This is a genomic window from Amycolatopsis sp. VC5-11 (genome assembly GCF_037034185.1).
Lineage (GTDB): Bacteria > Actinomycetota > Actinomycetes > Mycobacteriales > Pseudonocardiaceae > Amycolatopsis > Amycolatopsis nivea.
Map to the genome: position 1 here is coordinate 157,359 of NZ_JBAGKF010000012.1, position 17,069 is coordinate 174,427.

Sequence of the window (17,069 nt, forward strand, 5' to 3'; positions counted from 1 at the left end):
ACTAAGGTTAGGCTTGCCATACCGTACGCACCGAGGCCTCTCCCGTCCAGACGCTGTGACGCTTGATAAATCCGGCTGAACCGTTCTGGAGCCAGCCGCGTGTCGGAGAAAGGGCGACACCCACGCACCGCTGGAGGCTGGGATGACTGGCACAACCCCAAGAACTTTCGGACTGCTGACCGCGTTGGCCGCGGCAGGCCTGTTCGCCGCGGCATGCGGCGGCGGCAACAGCGGCGGGACAACCGCCGCACCACCCGCCGCGCCGACGCATTTGACCGACAGCAAAGGCGACACGATCTACCTGTTCGCCGCGGACCACGACGGCCAGTCCGCCTGCGCCGCGAGCTGCGCGAGCTACTGGCCCCCGGTCGCCGCGGGCACTCCGCTCACCGGGCCGGCCCAGGGCAGCGTCGGCGCCATCACCCGGCCGGACGGGTCCAAGCAGGAAACGCTCGGCGGCCATCCGCTGTACCGGTACATCGGCGACAACTCCGCCGGGCAGACCAACGGCCAGGGCCTGAACCTGAACGGCGGGCTCTGGTGGATGGTCACGTCGGACGGCACCGCGATCACCACGACCAGCTCCGCACCGGCGGGCGGGTACGGCGGCGGCAGCTACTGAACGGCGAAGTAACACCCTTCCGGGTAGGTGCTGTCTCAATTGGGTACCTCTGATCAGGGGAACTTGACCGGGCAGCCGAATAAGACCAAACTTCGCTAGTGATATAAGTACTCCCGTCGTCCCCGCATCGAAGGAGTTCGTCAGTGACCTCGTCGTTCGTCATCATCGGAGCCGGGCTGGCCGGAGCGAAGGCCGCGGAAGCGTTGCGCGACAAGGGATTCGACGGGAAGATCACCATCGTCGGCGACGAGCGGCACCTGCCCTACGAGCGTCCGCCGCTGTCGAAGGACTACCTCGCGGGCAACGCGGAGGCCGAGAGCTTCCAGGTGCACGACGCCGCGTGGTACGCCGAGAAGAAGGTCGACCTGCGCCAGGGCGTCAAGGCGACGGCGATCGACCGGGACCGGAAGCAGGTCGCGCTCGACGACGGCACCAGCCTCGGCTACGACAAGCTCCTCCTGGCCACCGGCGCGAGCCCGCGCGAGCTGCCGGACACCGCGGGGATCCACTACCTGCGCCGGATCGAGGACGCCGACCGGCTCAAGGAGCTGTTCGGCACCGCCTCGAAGCTGGTGGTCGTCGGCGGCGGCTGGATCGGCCTCGAAGCGACCGCCGCCGCGCGCCAGGCCGGGGTGGAGGTCACCGTGGTCGAGGCGCTCGAACTGCCGCTGATCACCGCGCTCGGCCGCGACGTCGCCCCGGTGTTCGCCGACCTGCACCGCGCGCACGGCGTCGACCTGCGGCTCGGCGTCCAGGTCGAGCACATCACCAACGGCGGCCAGGGCAAGCGGATCCGCCTCGGCGACGGCAGCGTCCTCGACGCGGACGCCGTCCTGGCCGGGATCGGCGCTAAGCCGAACGTCGAACTGGCCGAGGCGGCCGGCCTCGACGTCGACAACGGCGTGGTCACCGACGCGAGCCTGCGCACGAGCGACCCGGACATCTTCGCCGCGGGCGACGTCGCGAACGCCTACCACCCGTTCCTCGGCAAGCACCTGCGCGTCGAGCACTGGGCGAACGCGCTCAACCAGCCCGCCGTGGCCGCGGCCGGGATGCTCGGCAAGGAGGAGTCGTACGACGAGCTGCCGTACTTCTTCACCGACCAGTACGACCTCGGCATGGAATACCTGGGCACCATCGAGGGCCACGACCGCGTCGTGTTCCGCGGTGACGTGCCCGGGCGCGAGTTCATCGCCTTCTGGCTCAAGGACAACCGCGTCCTCGCCGGGATGAACGTCAACGTCTGGGACGTCACGGACCCGATCAAGGCGCTCATCCGCTCTGGCAAGGCAGTGGACCCGGACCGGCTGGCCGACCCTGAGGTCCCGCTGGAGGACCTCGCCTGATTTCGGTGCCGACGGGCCGTTCCGGACTGGTTTCCGGGGCGGCCCGTTAGGCTTTCCCTCCGTGGCGACCGAAGTTCTCTCCGCCGGGTGGGACTCCCCGTGCTACGTCGTCCGGACCTCGGCCTTCGACGCGAAGTTTCTCGTCGGCGGCGGCGAGGAACCGGACGAGGTGGACAATGTCGACGTCGAGGTCCGCTACCCCGACGGTTCCCGGTGGAGCGCGACGATGTTCACCCTCGACGAGGTGGACCGGATCATGCGCCGATGGGAACGCACCGGCGAGTGCGCCGGTGGCAGCTACTTCGCCGTTCCAGACGGGCTGATCGTCCGCGAACCCGGCGTGCGGAAGATGACCGCCGTGCTGATCGCGATGCACGACATCGGCGAACTGAACTCTTACCTGGTGCGCTTGGACGACTAGTCCCGGGGCAGCAACCCCTCCAGCGCCAGCTCCAGAAACCGCCGCCAGTCCCCGCTCCCCGTGCGGACCACCGACGACAGACAGCCGACCAGCAGATACACGTCGCCCACCGTGCAGTCCGCGCGGAGCACCCCCGCCGCCTGGTCGGCCGAGATCGCCTGCGCCACCACGGTTTCCAGCTCCGCCAGCGCGTCGCCACGCGGTTCGCTCCCCGCCGAACCACGCGCCGTTTCGATCGCGGCCGACAGCGCCCGGTCCCCGGACAGCACCTCGCCGACGTGCCGCAGATAGCGCTTGACGCCGGATTTCCCGTCGACGCACCGCTTCCGCGCGTACTCCGCGATCTCGGCGAACCGCTGCTCCGCCAACGCTTCCACGAGCGCCCGCCGGTCCGGGAAGTTCCGGTACACCGTCCCGACGCCCACCCCGGCCACCCGCGCGATCTCCGGCAACTGGACGTCGTCCTGCTCGGCGAGCAGCGCACGGGCCGCCTCCAGGACCCGTGCCCGGTTGCGTTCCGCGTCCGCCCTCGGCTTGCGCTCCGTTGACAACCGACGCCCTCCTCCGGTTAATCTGGAAACGGACTCCGCTTCCACTATGTTTGCGAGGATACCCCATGACGAAGGACCGTTTCCTGCTGCTGCAGCCCGGCGAGGCACGCCCGGGCCGGGTGCCGCTGCCGCCCGCGTTCGCGGTGAAGGCGATGACCGGCGACACCGAGACCCGGTTCTCGCTGCTGGAGGTGACGCTGGCGCGCGACATCCCGCGCCACGTCCACCACGAGGCCGACGAATGCATTTACGTGCTCGAAGGCGAACTGGGCATCGACTTCGCGGACGAGACCCACGTGGCGGCGAAGGGGATGTTCGTGCTGCTGCCGCACGGGGTTCCGCATGCGCTGCGGGCGGTTTCGGATCCCGCGCCGCGGCTGCTGCAGATCTCCTCGCCGGGCGGGTGGGAGCACTATCTGGAGGATCTCTTCGAGGCCGGTCCGGCGGTGCTGACGGACGGCGCGGTGGACCCGGTGAAGATCAACCCGGTGGCGGCTCGGTACTCGATCACCTACGAGGAATGAGGGTCAGTTCTGCGGCACCGGCCAGACCGCTGCGGGATGACAGTGTTCCGGGCACGCGAGCAGGTGCACCGCGTTGCCGAGAAGCAGCACATAGGACTCTCCATAGGAATCGTGGCGCTGGTCTGCTCGGCCGGGCCGCCTCGCGAATTCGGTGCACTCCGGAATCTCGCACAAGAACGCCATCTCGGCACCGCACGCGCAGACGTGCCGTTGCGGATCCTGAAGCCAGCACGGCAGCCCGCCGACTTTGAACTCCATCCGGCCGGTGCTCCGTTCGGTGAACCCTTCGCGCGGGACAGGCCTCCACACGGTTTCCATCTCGTACTCCGGAGAACGCACCGGGGTGATCCAGCACGTGCGGATTTTCCCAGTAGCGCTCCGGAAGCTGCTCCGGCTCTCCGGGCAGACAGGCCGCGTCGTTGTGCACCGGCCACTGGAACACGAGCAGGTGGTCGCCGCCGAACCGCGGGATGTCCGGCGGGACGTCCAGCTGGAAGAACAACGTCATCCGCTCGCCGCAATAGCACTCCGGCCAGTCCTCGCCCTCGGGCAGGATCGGCCTGCCGCCGAAGGTGTTCCGCGAACCGGGGCGCGCCCGAAGGTATGGGTTTTCCACCAGATACATCGGAAGGTCGGGTCGGCGGACCTCGGGCGACGGTTCGAAGGCAGTCACCGGATCAGCCTAGGGCGGCCCGGAATTCCCGTCCGGCGTTCCGCCGAAAAGCCCGGCAAAGAGCGGGCACCGCCGTGAAGTCCGGTGCCCGCTCGTGCCGGTCACGCCGTCCGCAACCGCCGCCACTCCCACGTGGCCAAGCCGGCGAACAGCACCGTCGCCACGCAGGCGACCGCCGTCAGCAGCCACTCGGTTTCCCCGCCTCCGCCGTCCGGGGACGCGCCGGTCGTGCGTTCGATCCAGTCCGGGACCGTGAGCGTCAGCACCAACGCGACCGCGCTGAGCACCGCGAGCGCGGCCTCCGCCGCGATCCGGAACTTCTGTGCAGTGTTCATGACACCCTCCCTGCTCTCAGTACTTCGCCGCGTTGAGACGGGTCCGCCAGGTGTTGCCCGCGCCGGCGTATTCGCCGTAGCTCCACACGGTCCGGGAATCCGACGGGTCCCGGCCGATGCCGAAGTAGTCGCCCCATCTGCCGCCGGTGTAGGCGCTCTGCCCGGCGATCACCGAAGCGCTGCCCTGCAACGTGCCCGGCGGATCGGTGGCGAGGCGGCCGGTCTGGCGGAAGTGGCCGTACTCGTCGGCGGCGGACCGGCCGAACGCCACGTGGGCGTTGCGGGAAATGTCGGTCTGGATCACCGGGAAGAAATAGTGCCTGCCCGGCGCGCCGAAGGCGCCCTGTTGCGTGATCGCGTGGCTGGGCACGTCGATCTCGTACCACTGCACCACTGACCGGGCTTCGGTGTCGCCCCGCCAGCTGTACGCGGACGTGTGCGTCGTCCACAACCGCTGGGTCCGGCCCGCCGCCTGGAAGACCGCGTTGAGCAGCCGGGTGTCGTTCGTGGCGATTCTCGTTGTCCCGCCGTCCTTTTGCACCGCGCCGGGCGGCAGGTTGTAGCTCCGGCACGGTACGGCGGTCGCGGCCAGCGTCGGCGCGCCGCCCGACCACAGGCCCAGCGGGTTCGACAGCGTCCACAGCGTCAGGCTCGACCCCGACGGGAACAGCGAGTTCACCAGGTAAGCGCGCGGATTCCCGCCCACGCCTTGGAAATGGCAGGCTGGCTGGACGGAGAACGCGGCGCTCCCGTCGGGGTTCTTCAGGCCCCAGAAGTCCCACCAGCGGATCGTGTGGCCGCCGCCGGACCCGCCGCCGTACAGCTCCGCCTTGTTGAAGATCCGCAGTTTCGCGTAGGAGAACCCGCCGCCGAAGGCGAATTGGTTGGTGGACACGTAAATCGCCTGGCTGTCGAAGCCCAGCATCGGGTAGTCCGACCAGTTGCCGGTGGCGGTGGCCCCGTTCGCGGTCGCGTCGGTGCTCCAGATCCAGTACGCGCCCGCGGGGTCGGCCGTCTGCGAGACGCCGAGCATGATCCACGACCCCTGCGGGTTCGCGCGCCGGGCGGCGATGCAGACGATCCAGCGGCCGCTGTAGTGGTCGTAGGCCAGTTTCGGGTCGAACAGCTGCGCCCCGGCGGGCAGCACCGGGTTGAACATCGCGGTGAAATTGGCCCACCGGAACTGCTGCAGCCCGGTCTTGTCGTAGCCGACCAGGTCCACGTTGACCGCGGCCATGACCTGCTTCGGGCCGACCGCGACCGTGCAGTCCGGCGGCCGGAACGCGGTCTGCGAAATCCCCTCGAAACTCGCCGACGCCGCCGGGGCGAGCCCCTCGACGATCTCGTCCTCCGGCGGGTTCTCCTCCGACAGTTCCGCCGCCGCTTCCTCGTCCAGTTGCGCGTCGAGCGCGTCCCCCGGGGCCAGCGCCTCCGCGCCGTGCTCGCGCGCGCCGGTCTTCAGCCGGTCGTACTCCTCGACCGGAACCGGGAACCGTTGCGCGAACAACGGCGACCGTTCCGGGGACAGCGGTTCGGCGAGCAGTTCGCCGACCGTCAGATCCGCCATTTCCCGCGACGCGCCCCCGGCCGTTTCCCCTGCCTGGCCTTCGAGCACCTGTGCTTCAGGCATCACGGTGATCACCCTCTTCCTCCGCGGCCTCGTCGCCGGCCCGTGCCGGGGCGTCGGCCTCCTCCTCCCGATCGCGGTGCCGCTCGGCGGCGGCCTTCAGCCGTTCCAGCTCGGCGGCCGGGACCGGCATCCCGATCGGAATCTCGTACCCCGCTTCCGGTTCGGCGGGCGCGTTTTCGCCCGCCGGGCCGCTTTCCGCGCCCTCTCCGCGTCCGGCTCCGGACCGCGGCCCTTCCGGTTCGCTCATCGTTCACTCCCGGGAATTCCGCCCGAAAAGATCAATTCCGGCGAGGTTCACGAAAAAGGTCGCACCAGACCCGGCGACGGATACGGGACGCCGCTACCTTCAGCCGAACGGCGCAGCGGAAATCGATTGCAGCATTTTTCCCCGATTCGCCCGGAAGGCGCATAAAAACCGACCGGAAACAGTTCCGAAGAACCTTTCCAGCCATCCGGAGCCGCCCGTCCGGACTCGCCCCGAACGCCCGAATGCTGGCGGATCAAGCATCCCCGGCCCGTTCGCCCGGCTTGCGCCGCGTTTTCGGATCATCCCCTCGGACGCCCAGAACGCACGTCCACCTTGCGCATTTTGCCGTCCGGCAAGTTGAGCACCCGGTTAATTCTTCACGCATTCCTTCGAAGGTAGGTAGTGCGCTTGCCCGGAATCGGCGGACGCTGGCGCGACCGTGCTCCAGGGAGGAGATTTCCGATGTCCCGACTTGCCCGTTTCGCCGCGCCTGCCGTCATTCTGGCCGGTTCGCTCGCTTTGGCCGCGCCCGCCGCGCACGCCGCCGTTCCGCACGCTCTCGCCGCAGCCTGCTCGCAGTCCTATCTTCCGCTGCCCGACCCGGCCTGCACGCCCGGCGCGACCAACCCGGACGTCACCCAGGACACCATCGGCGACACGATCTGCGTGCCCGGCTGGACCGCGACCATCCGCCCGCCGACGACCTACACCAACAAGCTCAAGAAGCAGGGCATCATCGACTACGGCTACTCCGACACCTCGCTCAGCTCGTACGAGGAGGACCACTTCCTGCCGCTCGAACTGGGCGGCGCGCCGAAGGACCCGAAGAACCTCTGGCCCGAACCGCACGACGGCGACCAGAACTCCTACAGCAAGGATTCCGTCGAGAACGCGGTGAAGAAGGCGGTCTGCGCCGGGAAAGCCACCCTCGCCGACGCGCAGCACGCGATGCTCGCCAACTGGACCACTGCCGAGTCCGTGCTCGGCATCGACTGATGCGGACGTGAAGGGCTCCTTGACGGAATCTGATTCCCTCAAGGAGCCCTTCACGGACTTCTGCCGAACGCGGCGGCCTAGGGCGAGCCGTCGGCGGGCCGCGAAAGCACGGCCAGCCGCGGACGTCGCGTCTCCCCCAGCCCCGGTCCCGGACGATGGGCCCGGCACACCGTGCACACCACCGCGTGGCTGACCGGCGTCCCGTCCTCCTGCACCAGCCTGCCCACGTGCACCGCCTCGCGCCCGCACTGTCCACAGGGGACGGTCGCGCTCTCCGGGTCCACCAGCAGCCTGCTCATCTCGTGCTCCCTCCGACGTGCTCCGGCGAAAGCGTCCGGTTACCCGGCGTCTTCCGGGGCAAACCGGACGCCTCCGCCGTTCCGGTTTGGCCTGGCCGGGAACGGGTAAGCCGTCGGTCAGGCGGAAGGGAGCAGGCGATGGCCGCGCACCGGCAGCCGGATCCCCACCGGGCGCTGCGTTCGATGGAACGCGAGCTGCTCGCCACCGACGCGCTGTGGATGCGGCGCGCCTTCGGGCAGGCGGCGTGGCCGCTGCGCCGGGCTTGGCCGGTGGCGTGCTGGGCGCTGACCGCGGTCGCGGCCGCCCTGGTCGTCTGCGGGATCGTCTTTCCGCCGGAGGTGCCGCTCGCGCTGCTCGGCTTCGTGCTGGGGGCGATCGCGGTGTGCGGGCACGTCGCCCGCCAGGAGTGTCTGCGTCCGCCGAGCCGCCGGACTCCCGGTCCGGGGAAAGGATTTCCATGCCGCCCGTCGTAGTCGTGACCGGGGCCAGCGCCGGAGTGGGCCGGGCCGTCGCCCGAGCGTATGGCAGCCGCGGCGCGAAGGTCGCATTGCTGGCCCGGGGCGAGAAGGGGCTCGCCGCCGCGGCGGAGGACGTCCGGGAAGCCGGGGGCACGCCGCTGGAACTGCCGACGGACGTCGCCGATTTCGCCCAGGTCGACGCCGCCGCCGCCCGCGCCGAGGAGGAGCTCGGGCCGATCGACGTCTGGGTCAACGTCGCGTTCAGCTCGGTGTTCGCCCGCTTCGCCGACGTCAAACCGGACGAATACCGCCGGGTCACCGAGGTGACCTATCTCGGTTTCGTGCACGGCACGATGGCCGCTCTCGCGCGGATGAAACCGCGGGACGCGGGCACGATCGTCCAGGTCGGCTCGGCGCTCGCGTATCGCGGGATCCCGCTGCAGAGCGCGTATTGCGGGGCCAAGCACGCCATTCAGGGCTTCAACGAGGCGCTGCGCTGCGAACTTCTCCACGAGCACAGCGGAATCCGGACGACCATGGTGCAACTGCCCGCGGTCAACACGCCGCAGTTCACCTGGCTGCTGTCGCGGCTGCCCGAACACGCCCAGCCGGTCCCGCCGATCTACCAGCCCGAACTCGCCGCCCGCGCGGTGCTGCACGCGGCCGATCACCCGCGCCGCCGCGAGTACTGGGTCGGCACGAGCACCGCCGCGACGCTGCTGGCCAACGCCGTCGCGCCCGGCCTGCTCGACCGGTACCTCGCCCGCACCGGCTTCGGCGCTCAGCAAACCGGCCAGCCGCAACGGCCGAGCCAGCCCGCGAACCTGTGGGAGCCCGCGGACGGCCCGCGCGGGTTCGACTACGGCGCGCACGGGGAGTTCGACCAGCAGGCGAAGACGCGAGACGTCCAGCCGGTGCTGAGCCGCCATCACGGTGCGGTCGCCGCCGGGCTCACCGCCGCCGTACTCGGTGCCGGGGAACTGCTGCGCCGCACCGCGAAGAAGCGAAATCGGCCCGCGGCCCGCGTAGCCGCTGGTCTGGCTACTGTCCGGCAAACGCTCCGGCGCGCCGCGAAGAAGGGCCGCAGGTGAGACCGTTCCGGGACCGCGCCGACGCGGGCGCCCGGCTCGCCGCCGCCCTGGCCTGCCGGGAATGGGCGGACCCGGTGGTCTTCGGGCTCGCCCGCGGCGGGCTTCCGGTCGCCGCGCCCGTCGCCGAAGAACTGGACGCACCGCTGGAACTGCTCGTCACCCGCAAAATCAGCGCACCGGGGCAACCGGAACTCGGCCTCGGCGCCGTAGCGGCGGACGGGCCGCCGTTCTTCGACCGCGCCGGGCTCCGGGCGCTCGGGCTCACGCCGGAGGACATCGCCGGCCAGGTCGACCACGCCCGTACCGAGGCCCACGACCAAGTCCGCCGTTACCTGGGCAACCGCGCCCCGCGCTCGCCGGCGGGACACGACGTCGTGGTGGTCGACGACGGCGTGGCCACCGGCGGGACCGCGATCGCCGCGCTGCGGGCCCTCCGGTCGCACGCACCGCTGCGGCTGGTCTTCGCCGCTCCCGTCGGCGCGCCGCCCGCGCTGGACAAGCTCTCCCGCGAGGCGGACGAGGTGGTCTGCCTTCGGGAGCCGGAGGAATTCCGCGCGGTCGGCGAGTTCTATGCGGACTTCAGCCCCACCAGCGACGAGGAAGTCCTCGCCCTGGTGCCCCCGTGATCAGTTGAACGCCGACAGCAGCCAGAACATCAGCGCGGCGACCCCCGCCGCCGCCGGGAACGTCAGCACCCAGCCGAGCACGATGTCGCGCGCGATCCCCCACCGCACCGCCGAAAGCCGCCGCGTCGCGCCGACGCCCATCACCGCCGCGGTGATCACGTGAGTGGTCGAAATCGGTGCCTTCACCGCGAACGCGGTCAAGTACAGCACCGAAGCCCCGACCGATTCCGCCACGAACCCGTGCGGCGGGTCGAGCGGGAAGACGCGACGGCCGAGCGTCCGCATGATGCGCATGCCGCCCGAGCAGGTGCCGAGCGACAGGGCGCCGGCGCATACCAGCGTCACCCACAAGGGCACCGCGAACGTGTCCTGTTTGCCCGCCGCGATCAGCGCCAGGACGAGCACGCCCATGCCCTTTTGCGCGTCCTGCAACCCGTGTCCGAGCGCGAGCGCCGAGGCCGACACGATCTGCATCCGCCGGAACACCCGGCCGCTGCGGTGCGGGTTCGCCCGGCGCAGCAGCCAGAGCACCGCCACCATCGCCGCGTAGCCGAGCACCAGCCCGAGCAGCGGCGACGCGACCATCGGCACGAGCACTTTCTCCACGATGCCGGTCCAGTGCACGGTGCTCGCCGCGGCCAGCGCGGCCCCGACCATCCCGCCGATCAGCGAATGCGACGACGAGGACGGCAGCCCGAAATACCAGGTCACGAGGTTCCACGCGATCGCGCCGACCAGCGCGGCGAGCACCACGGTCAGCGCGCCCGGGCCGGGCGGGACGTCGATGATCCCCTTCGCGACGGTGGCGGCGATCCCGGTCGACAGCAGCGCTCCGGCCAGGTTCATCACCGCGGCCAGCACGAGCGCGGTGCGCAACGGGAGCGCCCGGGTCGAGACCGCGCTGGCGATCGCGTTGGCCGCGTCGTGGAAACCGTTGGTGTAGTCGAAGAAGACCGTCAGCACCACGACGGCGACCAGCGCGGCGGTGCTGTCCACTCAGGACTCCTTGACCGCGATGGTCTGCACCACGTCCGCGACGTGCTCGAAGCCGTCGGCCGCCAGTTCGAACTGTTCGACGACCTCCTTCGCCTTGAGCACCTCGAGCGCGTCGGCTCCCGGCTGGAAGAGGTCGGCGAGCATCCGCCGGTAGGTGTGGTCCGCCTCGTTCTCCAGCGCGTTGATCTCGATCCAGTACGGCGACAGCTCGCCGACCTTCGAGAGCCCCGGCATGGATTCCGCGGTCAGCTCCGCCGCGCGGCACAGCACGCGCAGCATGCCGTCGGTGCCCGGCGGGAACTTCTCGAGCCGGTACAGGACCGCGAGGTCGGCGGCAGTGTCCACAAAGTCCAGCACGTCGTCGATCCGGGCAGCCAGCGCCTGGATGTCCTCGCGGTCGAACGGCGTGACGAACGTGCTGTTCAGCTCGACCATGATGGTGTGCGTCAGGTCGTCGCCCGCGTGTTCGACCTCGTGCAGCCGGGCCGCGATCGCCTCCCGGTCGGGCGGCGACGCCTCGGTGAGGTCCCGCAGGAGCGCGGTGGCGGTGACGAGGTTCGCGGCCGCGTCCGCGAGCAGCTGGAAGAACTGGCTTCCGCGAGGTTTTATGCGCATCGGAGCAAAAGCTACCCCGTAACCCCTTCGCTCACACCGGCGCGGTGTGCCGCGCGCCCGGATTGGGTACCCGCCGGGCATGAGGGAGGAAGGAGCGCCGATGCGTCCGGTGTGGCAGGGTGCGCTGTCGTTCGGGCTGGTGAACGTCCCGGTGCGGATGTACAAAGCGGTCGAGGACCATGCCGTGCACTTCACGCAGTTCCAGCGCGGGACTCAGGACCGCATCCGCTACCGGCGGGTGAACGAGCGGACCGGCGACGAGGTGTCCTACGACGACATCGTCCGCGGCCGGGAGGTCGGCGACGACGAGTACGTGCTGGTCGAGCAGGACGAACTCGACGAGATCGCGCCGGGCCGGTCGAGGTCGCTCGAGGTGGAGAGCTTCGTGGACCTCGAGGAGGTCGACCCGCTGTTCTTCGACCGCGCGTACTGGCTCGCGCCCGCCAAGGAGGAAGCGCAGCGCCCGTACGTGCTGCTGCTCGACGCACTGTCCAGCCGGGACAAAGCGGCCGTCGCGAAGTTCGTCTTCCACGGCCGCGAACACCTGGCGCTCGCCCGCGCCGGCGACGGGGTAATCGTGCTGAACACGCTGCATTACGCCGCCGAAGTGCGCAACGCGGACGACGTGCCGCAGCTGCCCGCCAAGGCCAAGACGAACCAGAAGGAACTGGACCTCGCGGTCAAGCTGATCGACGCGATGACCGAGCCGTGGAAGCCCGACGAGTTCCGCGACACCTACCGCGAGCGGGTGGAGGAGCTGATCGAGGCCAAACGGGCGGGGAACACCGTCACGCCCGCCGCCGAGCCGGAGCAGCCGACGAAGGTGGTCGACCTCATGGAGGCGCTGGCGAAGAGCGTGCGCGGCAGCCGCAAGCAGCGCACGCCGGATCTGTCCGAGCTGTCCAAAACGGAACTGCAGAAGCTCGCGAAGGAACGCGACGTCAAGGGGCGTTCGAAGATGTCGCGGGCCGACCTGGAGGCTGCACTGAAGGCCTCCTGACCAGCGAGAGGACCGTGAGGGCGTCCCTGGTCGCGGAGTCCCCAAGCCGGAGGCTTAAGCCGCGTCGATCGAGCCCGGCTCACTGTCCACAAGAGACCCGCGACTCGCCGAAATGCCCCATGCCAGGGACTTAAGGCGACCCTGCGGGTGCATGGGGAGCGCGTCCGCCCGAGCCGAGAAGACCGGGCCGGCTGCCAGCAGACGGGCCCGTCGGGCGGAAGCGCGGTGTGCGGTCTGCGAGGGACCTCACAGACCCATAGAACCGGTCAGACGGACATTAATCGGGCATTTCGGCGGGGATGGTGTCCTGTGTGGACAGTCCGCGGGCCGAGACCGCCCGGCTTAAGTCCCTGGCATGGGAATCTGATTCCCTCGGGGTTCCCCTCACGACACTCAAACCGCGCGCCCCAGGGCCGACGTCTCAGTGCAGCGCCCGAGCCAGCTGCGGAATCCGCCCGCCGGCCAGCAGCACGTCCACCTGCCGCGGCGACAGCTGGTGGCGTGCCCGGTACTCCTCGTCCCGGGTCTGATTCCGCACCGTGAACTCCCCCGTCTCGGCCAGCCGGTGCAGGCCGGACACCGACAGCACGTCGTCGCGCTCGATCTTCTCGCTGTCCTCCGGGTCGGCGAACTCCAGCGGCAGCACCCCGAAGTTGACGAGGTTCTGCCAGTGGATCCGGGCGAACGACCGGGCCAGCACCACGCGCAAACCCAGATACCGGGCGGTGATCGCGGCGTGCTCGCGCGACGAGCCCTGGCCGTAGTTCTCCCCCGCGACCACGAAGTGCTCCGGGCTGTCGGCCGCGCGCTTCGGGTAGTCCTCGTCGATCCGGGTGAAGGTGAACTCGGCCAGCTTCGGGATGTTCGAGCGGTAGGGCAGCGCGCGGGCCCCGGCGGGCGAGATTTCGTCGGTCGACACGTCGTCCCCGGCCTTCAGCAGGACGGGGCCTTCGAGCTCGTCCGGCAGCGGGTCGAAGTCCGGCAAGCCGGCGACGTTCGGGCCCTTCACCAGTTCCTCCCGCAGCGCCTCCTCCTCCGGCAGCGGAGCGGCGAAGACGCGCGGGTCGGCTGCCGAACGGGCTGGTCCGGCGACGCGCGGGTACGCGAGGTGGTGGGCGGTGGCGTAGTCGCGCGGATCGGTCAGCACGCCGGTCAGCGCCGACACCGCCGCGGTCTCCGGCGAGCACAGCCAGACCGAGTCGTCGGCGGTGCCGGACCGGCCGGGGAAGTTCCGCGGGAAGGTGCGCAGCGAGTTCGTGCCCGGCGCGGGCGCCTGGCCCATTCCGATGCAGCCGAGGCAGCCCGCCTGGTGCACGCGGGCCCCGGCCGCGACGAGGTCGGTGAGGTGTCCGCTGCGGGCCAGTTCGACAAGGATCTGCCGCGAGGTCGGGTTGACGTCGAAGCTCACCGAATCGGCCGTCTGCCTGCCCCGGACGGTGGCCGCGGCGACCGCGAAGTCCCGGAATCCGGGGTTGGCGGAGGAACCGATCACGACCTGGCCCACCGGCGTCCCCGACACCTCGCGCACCGGCACCACGTTGCCCGGCGACGACGGCTTCGCCACCAATGGCTCCACTGTGGACAGATCGATCACGTCTTCGATGTCGTAGCAGGCGTCGCGTCCGGCGCGCAGGTCGCGGAAGTCGTGTTCGCGCCCCTCCGCCCGCAGGAACGCGCGGATCGCTTCGTCGGCCGGGAACACCGACGCGGTCGCGCCCAGCTCGGCGCCCATGTTGGCGATCACGTGCCGGTCCATCGCGCTCAGGCAGGCCAGCCCCGGGCCGTGGTACTCGATGATCCGGTGCCGTCCGCCGCTCACGCCGTGCCGCCGCAGCATCTCCAGCACGACGTCCTTCGCCGACACCCACGGCGGCAGCTCGTTCTCCAGCCGGACGCCCCAGATCTCCGGCATCCGCAGGTAGAGCGGCTCCCCGGCGATGGCCAGCGCCACTTCGAGGCCGCCGACGCCGACGGCGAGCATGCCCAGCGCGCCTGCCGCACAGGTGTGCGAATCGGACCCGGCGAGGCTCTTGCCGGGCACGCCGAACCGCTCCATGTGCGTCGGGTGCGAAACGCCGTTGCCCGGTTTGGAGAACCACAGCCCGAACCGGCGGCAGGCCGAACGCAGGTAAGCGTGGTCCTCGGCGTTCTTCTCGTCGGCCTGCAACAGGTTGTGGTCGACGTACTGGACGCTCAGCTCGGTTCGCGCGCGGTCGAGCCCGAGCGCCTCGAGCTCCTGCATCACGAGCGTGCCCGTGGCGTCCTGGGTCAGTGTCTGATCGACCCGCAGGCCGATTTCGGTCCCTGGTTCGAGCCGGCCGGCGACCAGGTGCTCGGCCAGCAGCCGCCCGGCGAGAGTCTGTTCGCGTCCCACTCGGGAGCGGGTACCCGTTTCCGGCGCGGCGAACCGCGATGTTTCCGTCCCGGCCGCGCGGGCAATCCGGGGATCAAGAACGGCGGAAGGAGACTGGGATGCCGCAGCAGGCTTGGAGTTCGAAACGGGAACGGCAGTACCAGCACATCGAGGAGTCGCAGGAAGACCGCGGCGCCAGCAAGAAGCGCGCGAAGGAGATCGCTGCCCGCACGGTGAACAAGAACCGGGCGCAGTCGGGCGAATCGGACCGCGCGAGCAGGTCCTCGGTGCGCGACAAATCGCCGCAGCAGCGCGGCGGGCACCGTTCCGGCAAACGGCTCGGCCCCGGCGGTCCGACGCGCGACCAGCTGTACAACGAGGCCAAGAAGCGCAATATCCACGGCCGGTCGACGATGACCAAGAGGGAACTGGCGAAGGCGCTCGGCCGGGACTGAATCCGCCGCGATGAACCAGTGCCCGATCGAAGATTACGCCCTGCTCGGCGACCTGCACACCGCGGCGTTGGTGTCGCGGGAAGGCGCGGTCGAGTGGCTGTGCCTGCCGCGCTTCGACTCCCCCGCGTGCTTCGCCGCGCTGCTGCACGACGAAAGCGCGGGGGTGTGGCAGCTCGGACCCGCGGACGGCGGGCCGGCCACCCGCCGAGGCTACGTCGGCGACTCCCTTGTCCTCGCCAGCGAATGGGAAACCGCCGACGGCACCGTGCGCGTGGTCGACTTCATGCCGCCGCGCGACGGAGCGGCCGACCTCGTCCGCATTGTCGAAGGCGTGCGCGGCCGGGTCCCGATGCGGACCTGCCTGCGGCCGCGGTTCGACTACGGGTCGGTGCGGCCGTGGGTCCGGCACGTCGACGGACGATTCGACGCGGTCGCGGGCCCCGACGCGATACGGCTGACCACTCCGGTCGAAGTGTCCGCCGAGGGGTTCGCCGAATTCACCGTCGCCGAGGGCGACCGCGTGCCGTTCGTGCTGACCTACCACGCCTCCTACCAGGAACGCCCCGATCCGGCTGACGCCGAGAAAGCGCTGGCGCACACCGAACGCTTCTGGGCGGACTGGATCGGCCGCTGCCGGTACGACGGCCGATGGCCCTCAGCGGTGCGCCGAGCGCTGATCACCTTGAAGGCGCTCACCTACGAACCGACCGGCGGCATTCTCGCCGCGCCGACGACCTCGCTGCCGGAACAACTCGGCGGCGAACGCAACTGGGACTACCGCTACTGCTGGCTGCGCGACGCCACCTTCACCCTGCAAGCGCTCGTCGGCACCGGCTATCCGGACGAAGCGAAAGCCTGGCGCGAATGGCTCGTCCGCGCCGCGGCCGGCGATCCGGCCGACCTCCAAGTCCTTTACGGACTCGACGGTTCCCGCCGCGTTCCGGAGTCCACATTGGACTGGCTCGACGGATACGCCGGTTCCACCCCGGTGCGGATCGGCAACGCCGCGGCGGGCCAAGTGCAGCTCGACGTGTGGGGCGAAGCGCTCGACGGCCTGCACCTCGTCCGCGAAGCCGGACTTCCGGTGATACATCCGGCATGGGATCTGCAACGCGGATTGCTCGATTTCCTCGAAGGCCATTGGGACCAGCCCGACCGGAGCCTGTGGGAGGTCCGCGGCGAACCGCAGCATTTCGTGCATTCCAAGGTGATGGCGTGGGCGGGCGTCGACCGGGCCGTCCGGACGGTGGAATGCCACGACCTCGACGGGCCGGTCGACCGCTGGCGTGCGCTGCGCGACCGCATTCACGAGGAGGTCTGCCGGAAGGGTTTCGACACCGACCGCAACACTTTCACCCAGTTCTACGGCTCGCACGGCCTGGACGCCGCGTTGCTGCTCATCCCCCGCGTCGGCTTCCTCCCCGGAAGCGACCCGAGGGTGCGCGGAACCGTCGACGCGGTGCGGAAAGAACTGTCGCGGGACGGTTTCGTCCACCGTTTCGACCCGAATGCCGATTCCAGCCCCGGCGATTTGAGCGGCGGCGAAGGCGCTTTCCTGCCGTGCAGTTTCTGGCTCGCCGACGCATTGCACGGAACCGGCCGGACCGAGGAAGCCATCGAGGTTTTCGAGCAGATGCTGGCGGTCCGCAACGACGTCGGGCTGTTGAGCGAGGAATACGACATGAGCGCCGGACGGCAGCTCGGGAACATGCCGCAGGCGTTCAGCATGGTCGGGCTCGTCAACACCGCGCGCCACCTCGACGGAGCGGAAACCACGACAAACGCGACAGGCCACGAACAGGGGCTGCGACACGACGTGTAACGCCCCCG

General features: G+C 70.1%; 20 protein-coding genes. 11 read left to right on the forward strand and 9 right to left on the reverse strand.

All coding sequences use genetic code 11. The annotated features are described in order from the left end of the window. The first annotated feature begins 142 nt into the window (after positions 1 to 142). From WA670_RS30310 to WA670_RS30320, 3 genes are all read left to right on the forward strand, one after another. Positions 143 to 622 carry a COG4315 family predicted lipoprotein gene (locus tag WA670_RS30310; RefSeq protein WP_336159589.1) on the forward strand — a complete coding sequence of 160 codons (480 nt, stop codon included), beginning with the start codon at positions 143 to 145 and terminating at the stop codon, positions 620 to 622. A gap of 143 nt (positions 623 to 765) precedes the next feature. Then, complete coding sequence (locus WA670_RS30315; RefSeq protein ID WP_037813240.1) at positions 766 to 1,968, forward strand: NAD(P)/FAD-dependent oxidoreductase; 1,203 nt, start codon at positions 766 to 768, stop codon at positions 1,966 to 1,968. 61 nt (positions 1,969 to 2,029) lie between these two features. Beyond that, positions 2,030 to 2,389: a hypothetical protein gene (locus WA670_RS30320; RefSeq protein ID WP_037813241.1), complete on the forward strand. Its 360-nt coding sequence runs from the start codon at positions 2,030 to 2,032 to the stop codon at positions 2,387 to 2,389. Here the strand turns inward: WA670_RS30320 and WA670_RS30325 are convergent. Beyond that, positions 2,386 to 2,940, reverse strand: coding sequence for a TetR/AcrR family transcriptional regulator (locus WA670_RS30325; protein WP_336159590.1), 555 nt, complete (start codon positions 2,938 to 2,940; stop codon positions 2,386 to 2,388). The two genes, WA670_RS30320 and WA670_RS30325, sit on opposite strands and share 4 nt — an antisense overlap. Positions 2,941 to 3,005: 65 nt before the next feature. Here WA670_RS30325 and WA670_RS30330 point away from each other — a divergent pair, with 65 nt between their 5' ends. Continuing rightward, the gene (locus WA670_RS30330) at positions 3,006 to 3,464 is read left to right on the forward strand and encodes a cupin domain-containing protein (protein WP_037813245.1); all 459 of its coding nucleotides are present in this window, start codon (positions 3,006 to 3,008) and stop codon (positions 3,462 to 3,464) included. A gap of 3 nt (positions 3,465 to 3,467) precedes the next feature. Here the strand turns inward: WA670_RS30330 and WA670_RS30335 are convergent, their stop codons facing one another. The 4 genes from WA670_RS30335 to WA670_RS30350 form a co-directional block, all read right to left on the reverse strand. After that, a complete protein-coding gene (locus tag WA670_RS30335) occupies positions 3,468 to 3,722 on the reverse strand; it encodes a hypothetical protein (protein ID WP_336159591.1) in 255 nt (84 codons plus the stop codon). A 516-nt stretch (positions 3,723 to 4,238) separates the two neighbouring features. Further along, positions 4,239 to 4,472, reverse strand: coding sequence for a hypothetical protein (locus WA670_RS30340; RefSeq protein ID WP_238606996.1), 234 nt, complete (start codon positions 4,470 to 4,472; stop codon positions 4,239 to 4,241). Between the two features lie 16 nt (positions 4,473 to 4,488). After that, positions 4,489 to 6,102 carry a hypothetical protein gene (locus WA670_RS30345; RefSeq protein WP_336159592.1) on the reverse strand — a complete coding sequence of 538 codons (1,614 nt, stop codon included), beginning with the start codon at positions 6,100 to 6,102 and terminating at the stop codon, positions 4,489 to 4,491. Next, positions 6,095 to 6,349: a hypothetical protein gene (locus WA670_RS30350; RefSeq protein WP_134662373.1), complete on the reverse strand. Its 255-nt coding sequence runs from the start codon at positions 6,347 to 6,349 to the stop codon at positions 6,095 to 6,097. Before WA670_RS30350 ends, WA670_RS30345 begins: the two co-directional genes overlap by 8 nt. Before the next feature lie 462 nt (positions 6,350 to 6,811). On the opposite strand from WA670_RS30350, the gene WA670_RS30355 reads away from it, so the two are divergent. After that, positions 6,812 to 7,345 (forward strand): hypothetical protein, encoded by a 534-nt coding sequence (locus WA670_RS30355; RefSeq protein WP_037813252.1) that lies wholly within the window; start codon positions 6,812 to 6,814, stop codon positions 7,343 to 7,345. Positions 7,346 to 7,422: 77 nt separating this feature from the next. Here WA670_RS30355 and WA670_RS30360 read toward each other — a convergent pair whose 3' ends face one another. Further along, positions 7,423 to 7,644, reverse strand: a complete 222-nt coding sequence (locus WA670_RS30360; RefSeq protein ID WP_037813255.1) for a hypothetical protein — start codon at positions 7,642 to 7,644, stop codon at positions 7,423 to 7,425. Positions 7,645 to 7,782: 138 nt separating this feature from the next. On the opposite strand from WA670_RS30360, the gene WA670_RS30365 reads away from it, so the two are divergent. Genes WA670_RS30365 through WA670_RS30375 form a run of 3 tightly spaced genes read left to right on the forward strand, consistent with a single transcriptional unit; the run spans position 7,783 to position 9,820 of the window. Further along, positions 7,783 to 8,118, forward strand: coding sequence for a DUF3040 domain-containing protein (locus tag WA670_RS30365; protein ID WP_037813256.1), 336 nt, complete (start codon positions 7,783 to 7,785; stop codon positions 8,116 to 8,118). Continuing rightward, the gene (locus WA670_RS30370; RefSeq protein WP_336159593.1) at positions 8,103 to 9,194 is read left to right on the forward strand and encodes an SDR family oxidoreductase; all 1,092 of its coding nucleotides are present in this window, start codon (positions 8,103 to 8,105) and stop codon (positions 9,192 to 9,194) included. Before WA670_RS30365 ends, WA670_RS30370 begins: the two co-directional genes overlap by 16 nt. Further along, positions 9,191 to 9,820, forward strand: coding sequence for a phosphoribosyltransferase (locus WA670_RS30375; RefSeq protein WP_336159594.1), 630 nt, complete (start codon positions 9,191 to 9,193; stop codon positions 9,818 to 9,820). The genes WA670_RS30370 and WA670_RS30375 overlap by 4 nt, the downstream gene beginning before the upstream one ends. On the opposite strand, the gene WA670_RS30380 is transcribed toward WA670_RS30375, so the two are convergent. Together WA670_RS30380 and WA670_RS30385 are read right to left on the reverse strand one after the other, a co-directional pair. Next, positions 9,821 to 10,816: an inorganic phosphate transporter gene (locus tag WA670_RS30380; RefSeq protein ID WP_134662378.1), complete on the reverse strand. Its 996-nt coding sequence runs from the start codon at positions 10,814 to 10,816 to the stop codon at positions 9,821 to 9,823. It lies immediately after the preceding gene. Next, the gene (locus WA670_RS30385; RefSeq protein WP_134734498.1) at positions 10,817 to 11,431 is read right to left on the reverse strand and encodes a DUF47 domain-containing protein; all 615 of its coding nucleotides are present in this window, start codon (positions 11,429 to 11,431) and stop codon (positions 10,817 to 10,819) included. 100 nt (positions 11,432 to 11,531) lie between these two features. Here WA670_RS30385 and ku point away from each other — a divergent pair, with 100 nt between their 5' ends. Further along, a complete protein-coding gene (gene ku / locus WA670_RS30390) occupies positions 11,532 to 12,431 on the forward strand; it encodes a non-homologous end joining protein Ku (protein WP_336159654.1) in 900 nt (299 codons plus the stop codon). A gap of 421 nt (positions 12,432 to 12,852) precedes the next feature. On the opposite strand, the gene WA670_RS30395 is transcribed toward ku, so the two are convergent. Next, positions 12,853 to 14,805 (reverse strand): aconitate hydratase, encoded by a 1,953-nt coding sequence (locus tag WA670_RS30395; RefSeq protein WP_336159595.1) that lies wholly within the window; start codon positions 14,803 to 14,805, stop codon positions 12,853 to 12,855. 98 nt (positions 14,806 to 14,903) lie between these two features. On the opposite strand from WA670_RS30395, the gene WA670_RS30400 reads away from it, so the two are divergent. Then, a complete protein-coding gene (locus WA670_RS30400; RefSeq protein ID WP_134734350.1) occupies positions 14,904 to 15,239 on the forward strand; it encodes a plasmid stabilization protein in 336 nt (111 codons plus the stop codon). 10 nt (positions 15,240 to 15,249) lie between these two features. Continuing rightward, positions 15,250 to 17,061: a glycoside hydrolase family 15 protein gene (locus WA670_RS30405; protein WP_336159596.1), complete on the forward strand. Its 1,812-nt coding sequence runs from the start codon at positions 15,250 to 15,252 to the stop codon at positions 17,059 to 17,061. The last annotated feature ends 8 nt before the right edge of the window (positions 17,062 to 17,069 follow it).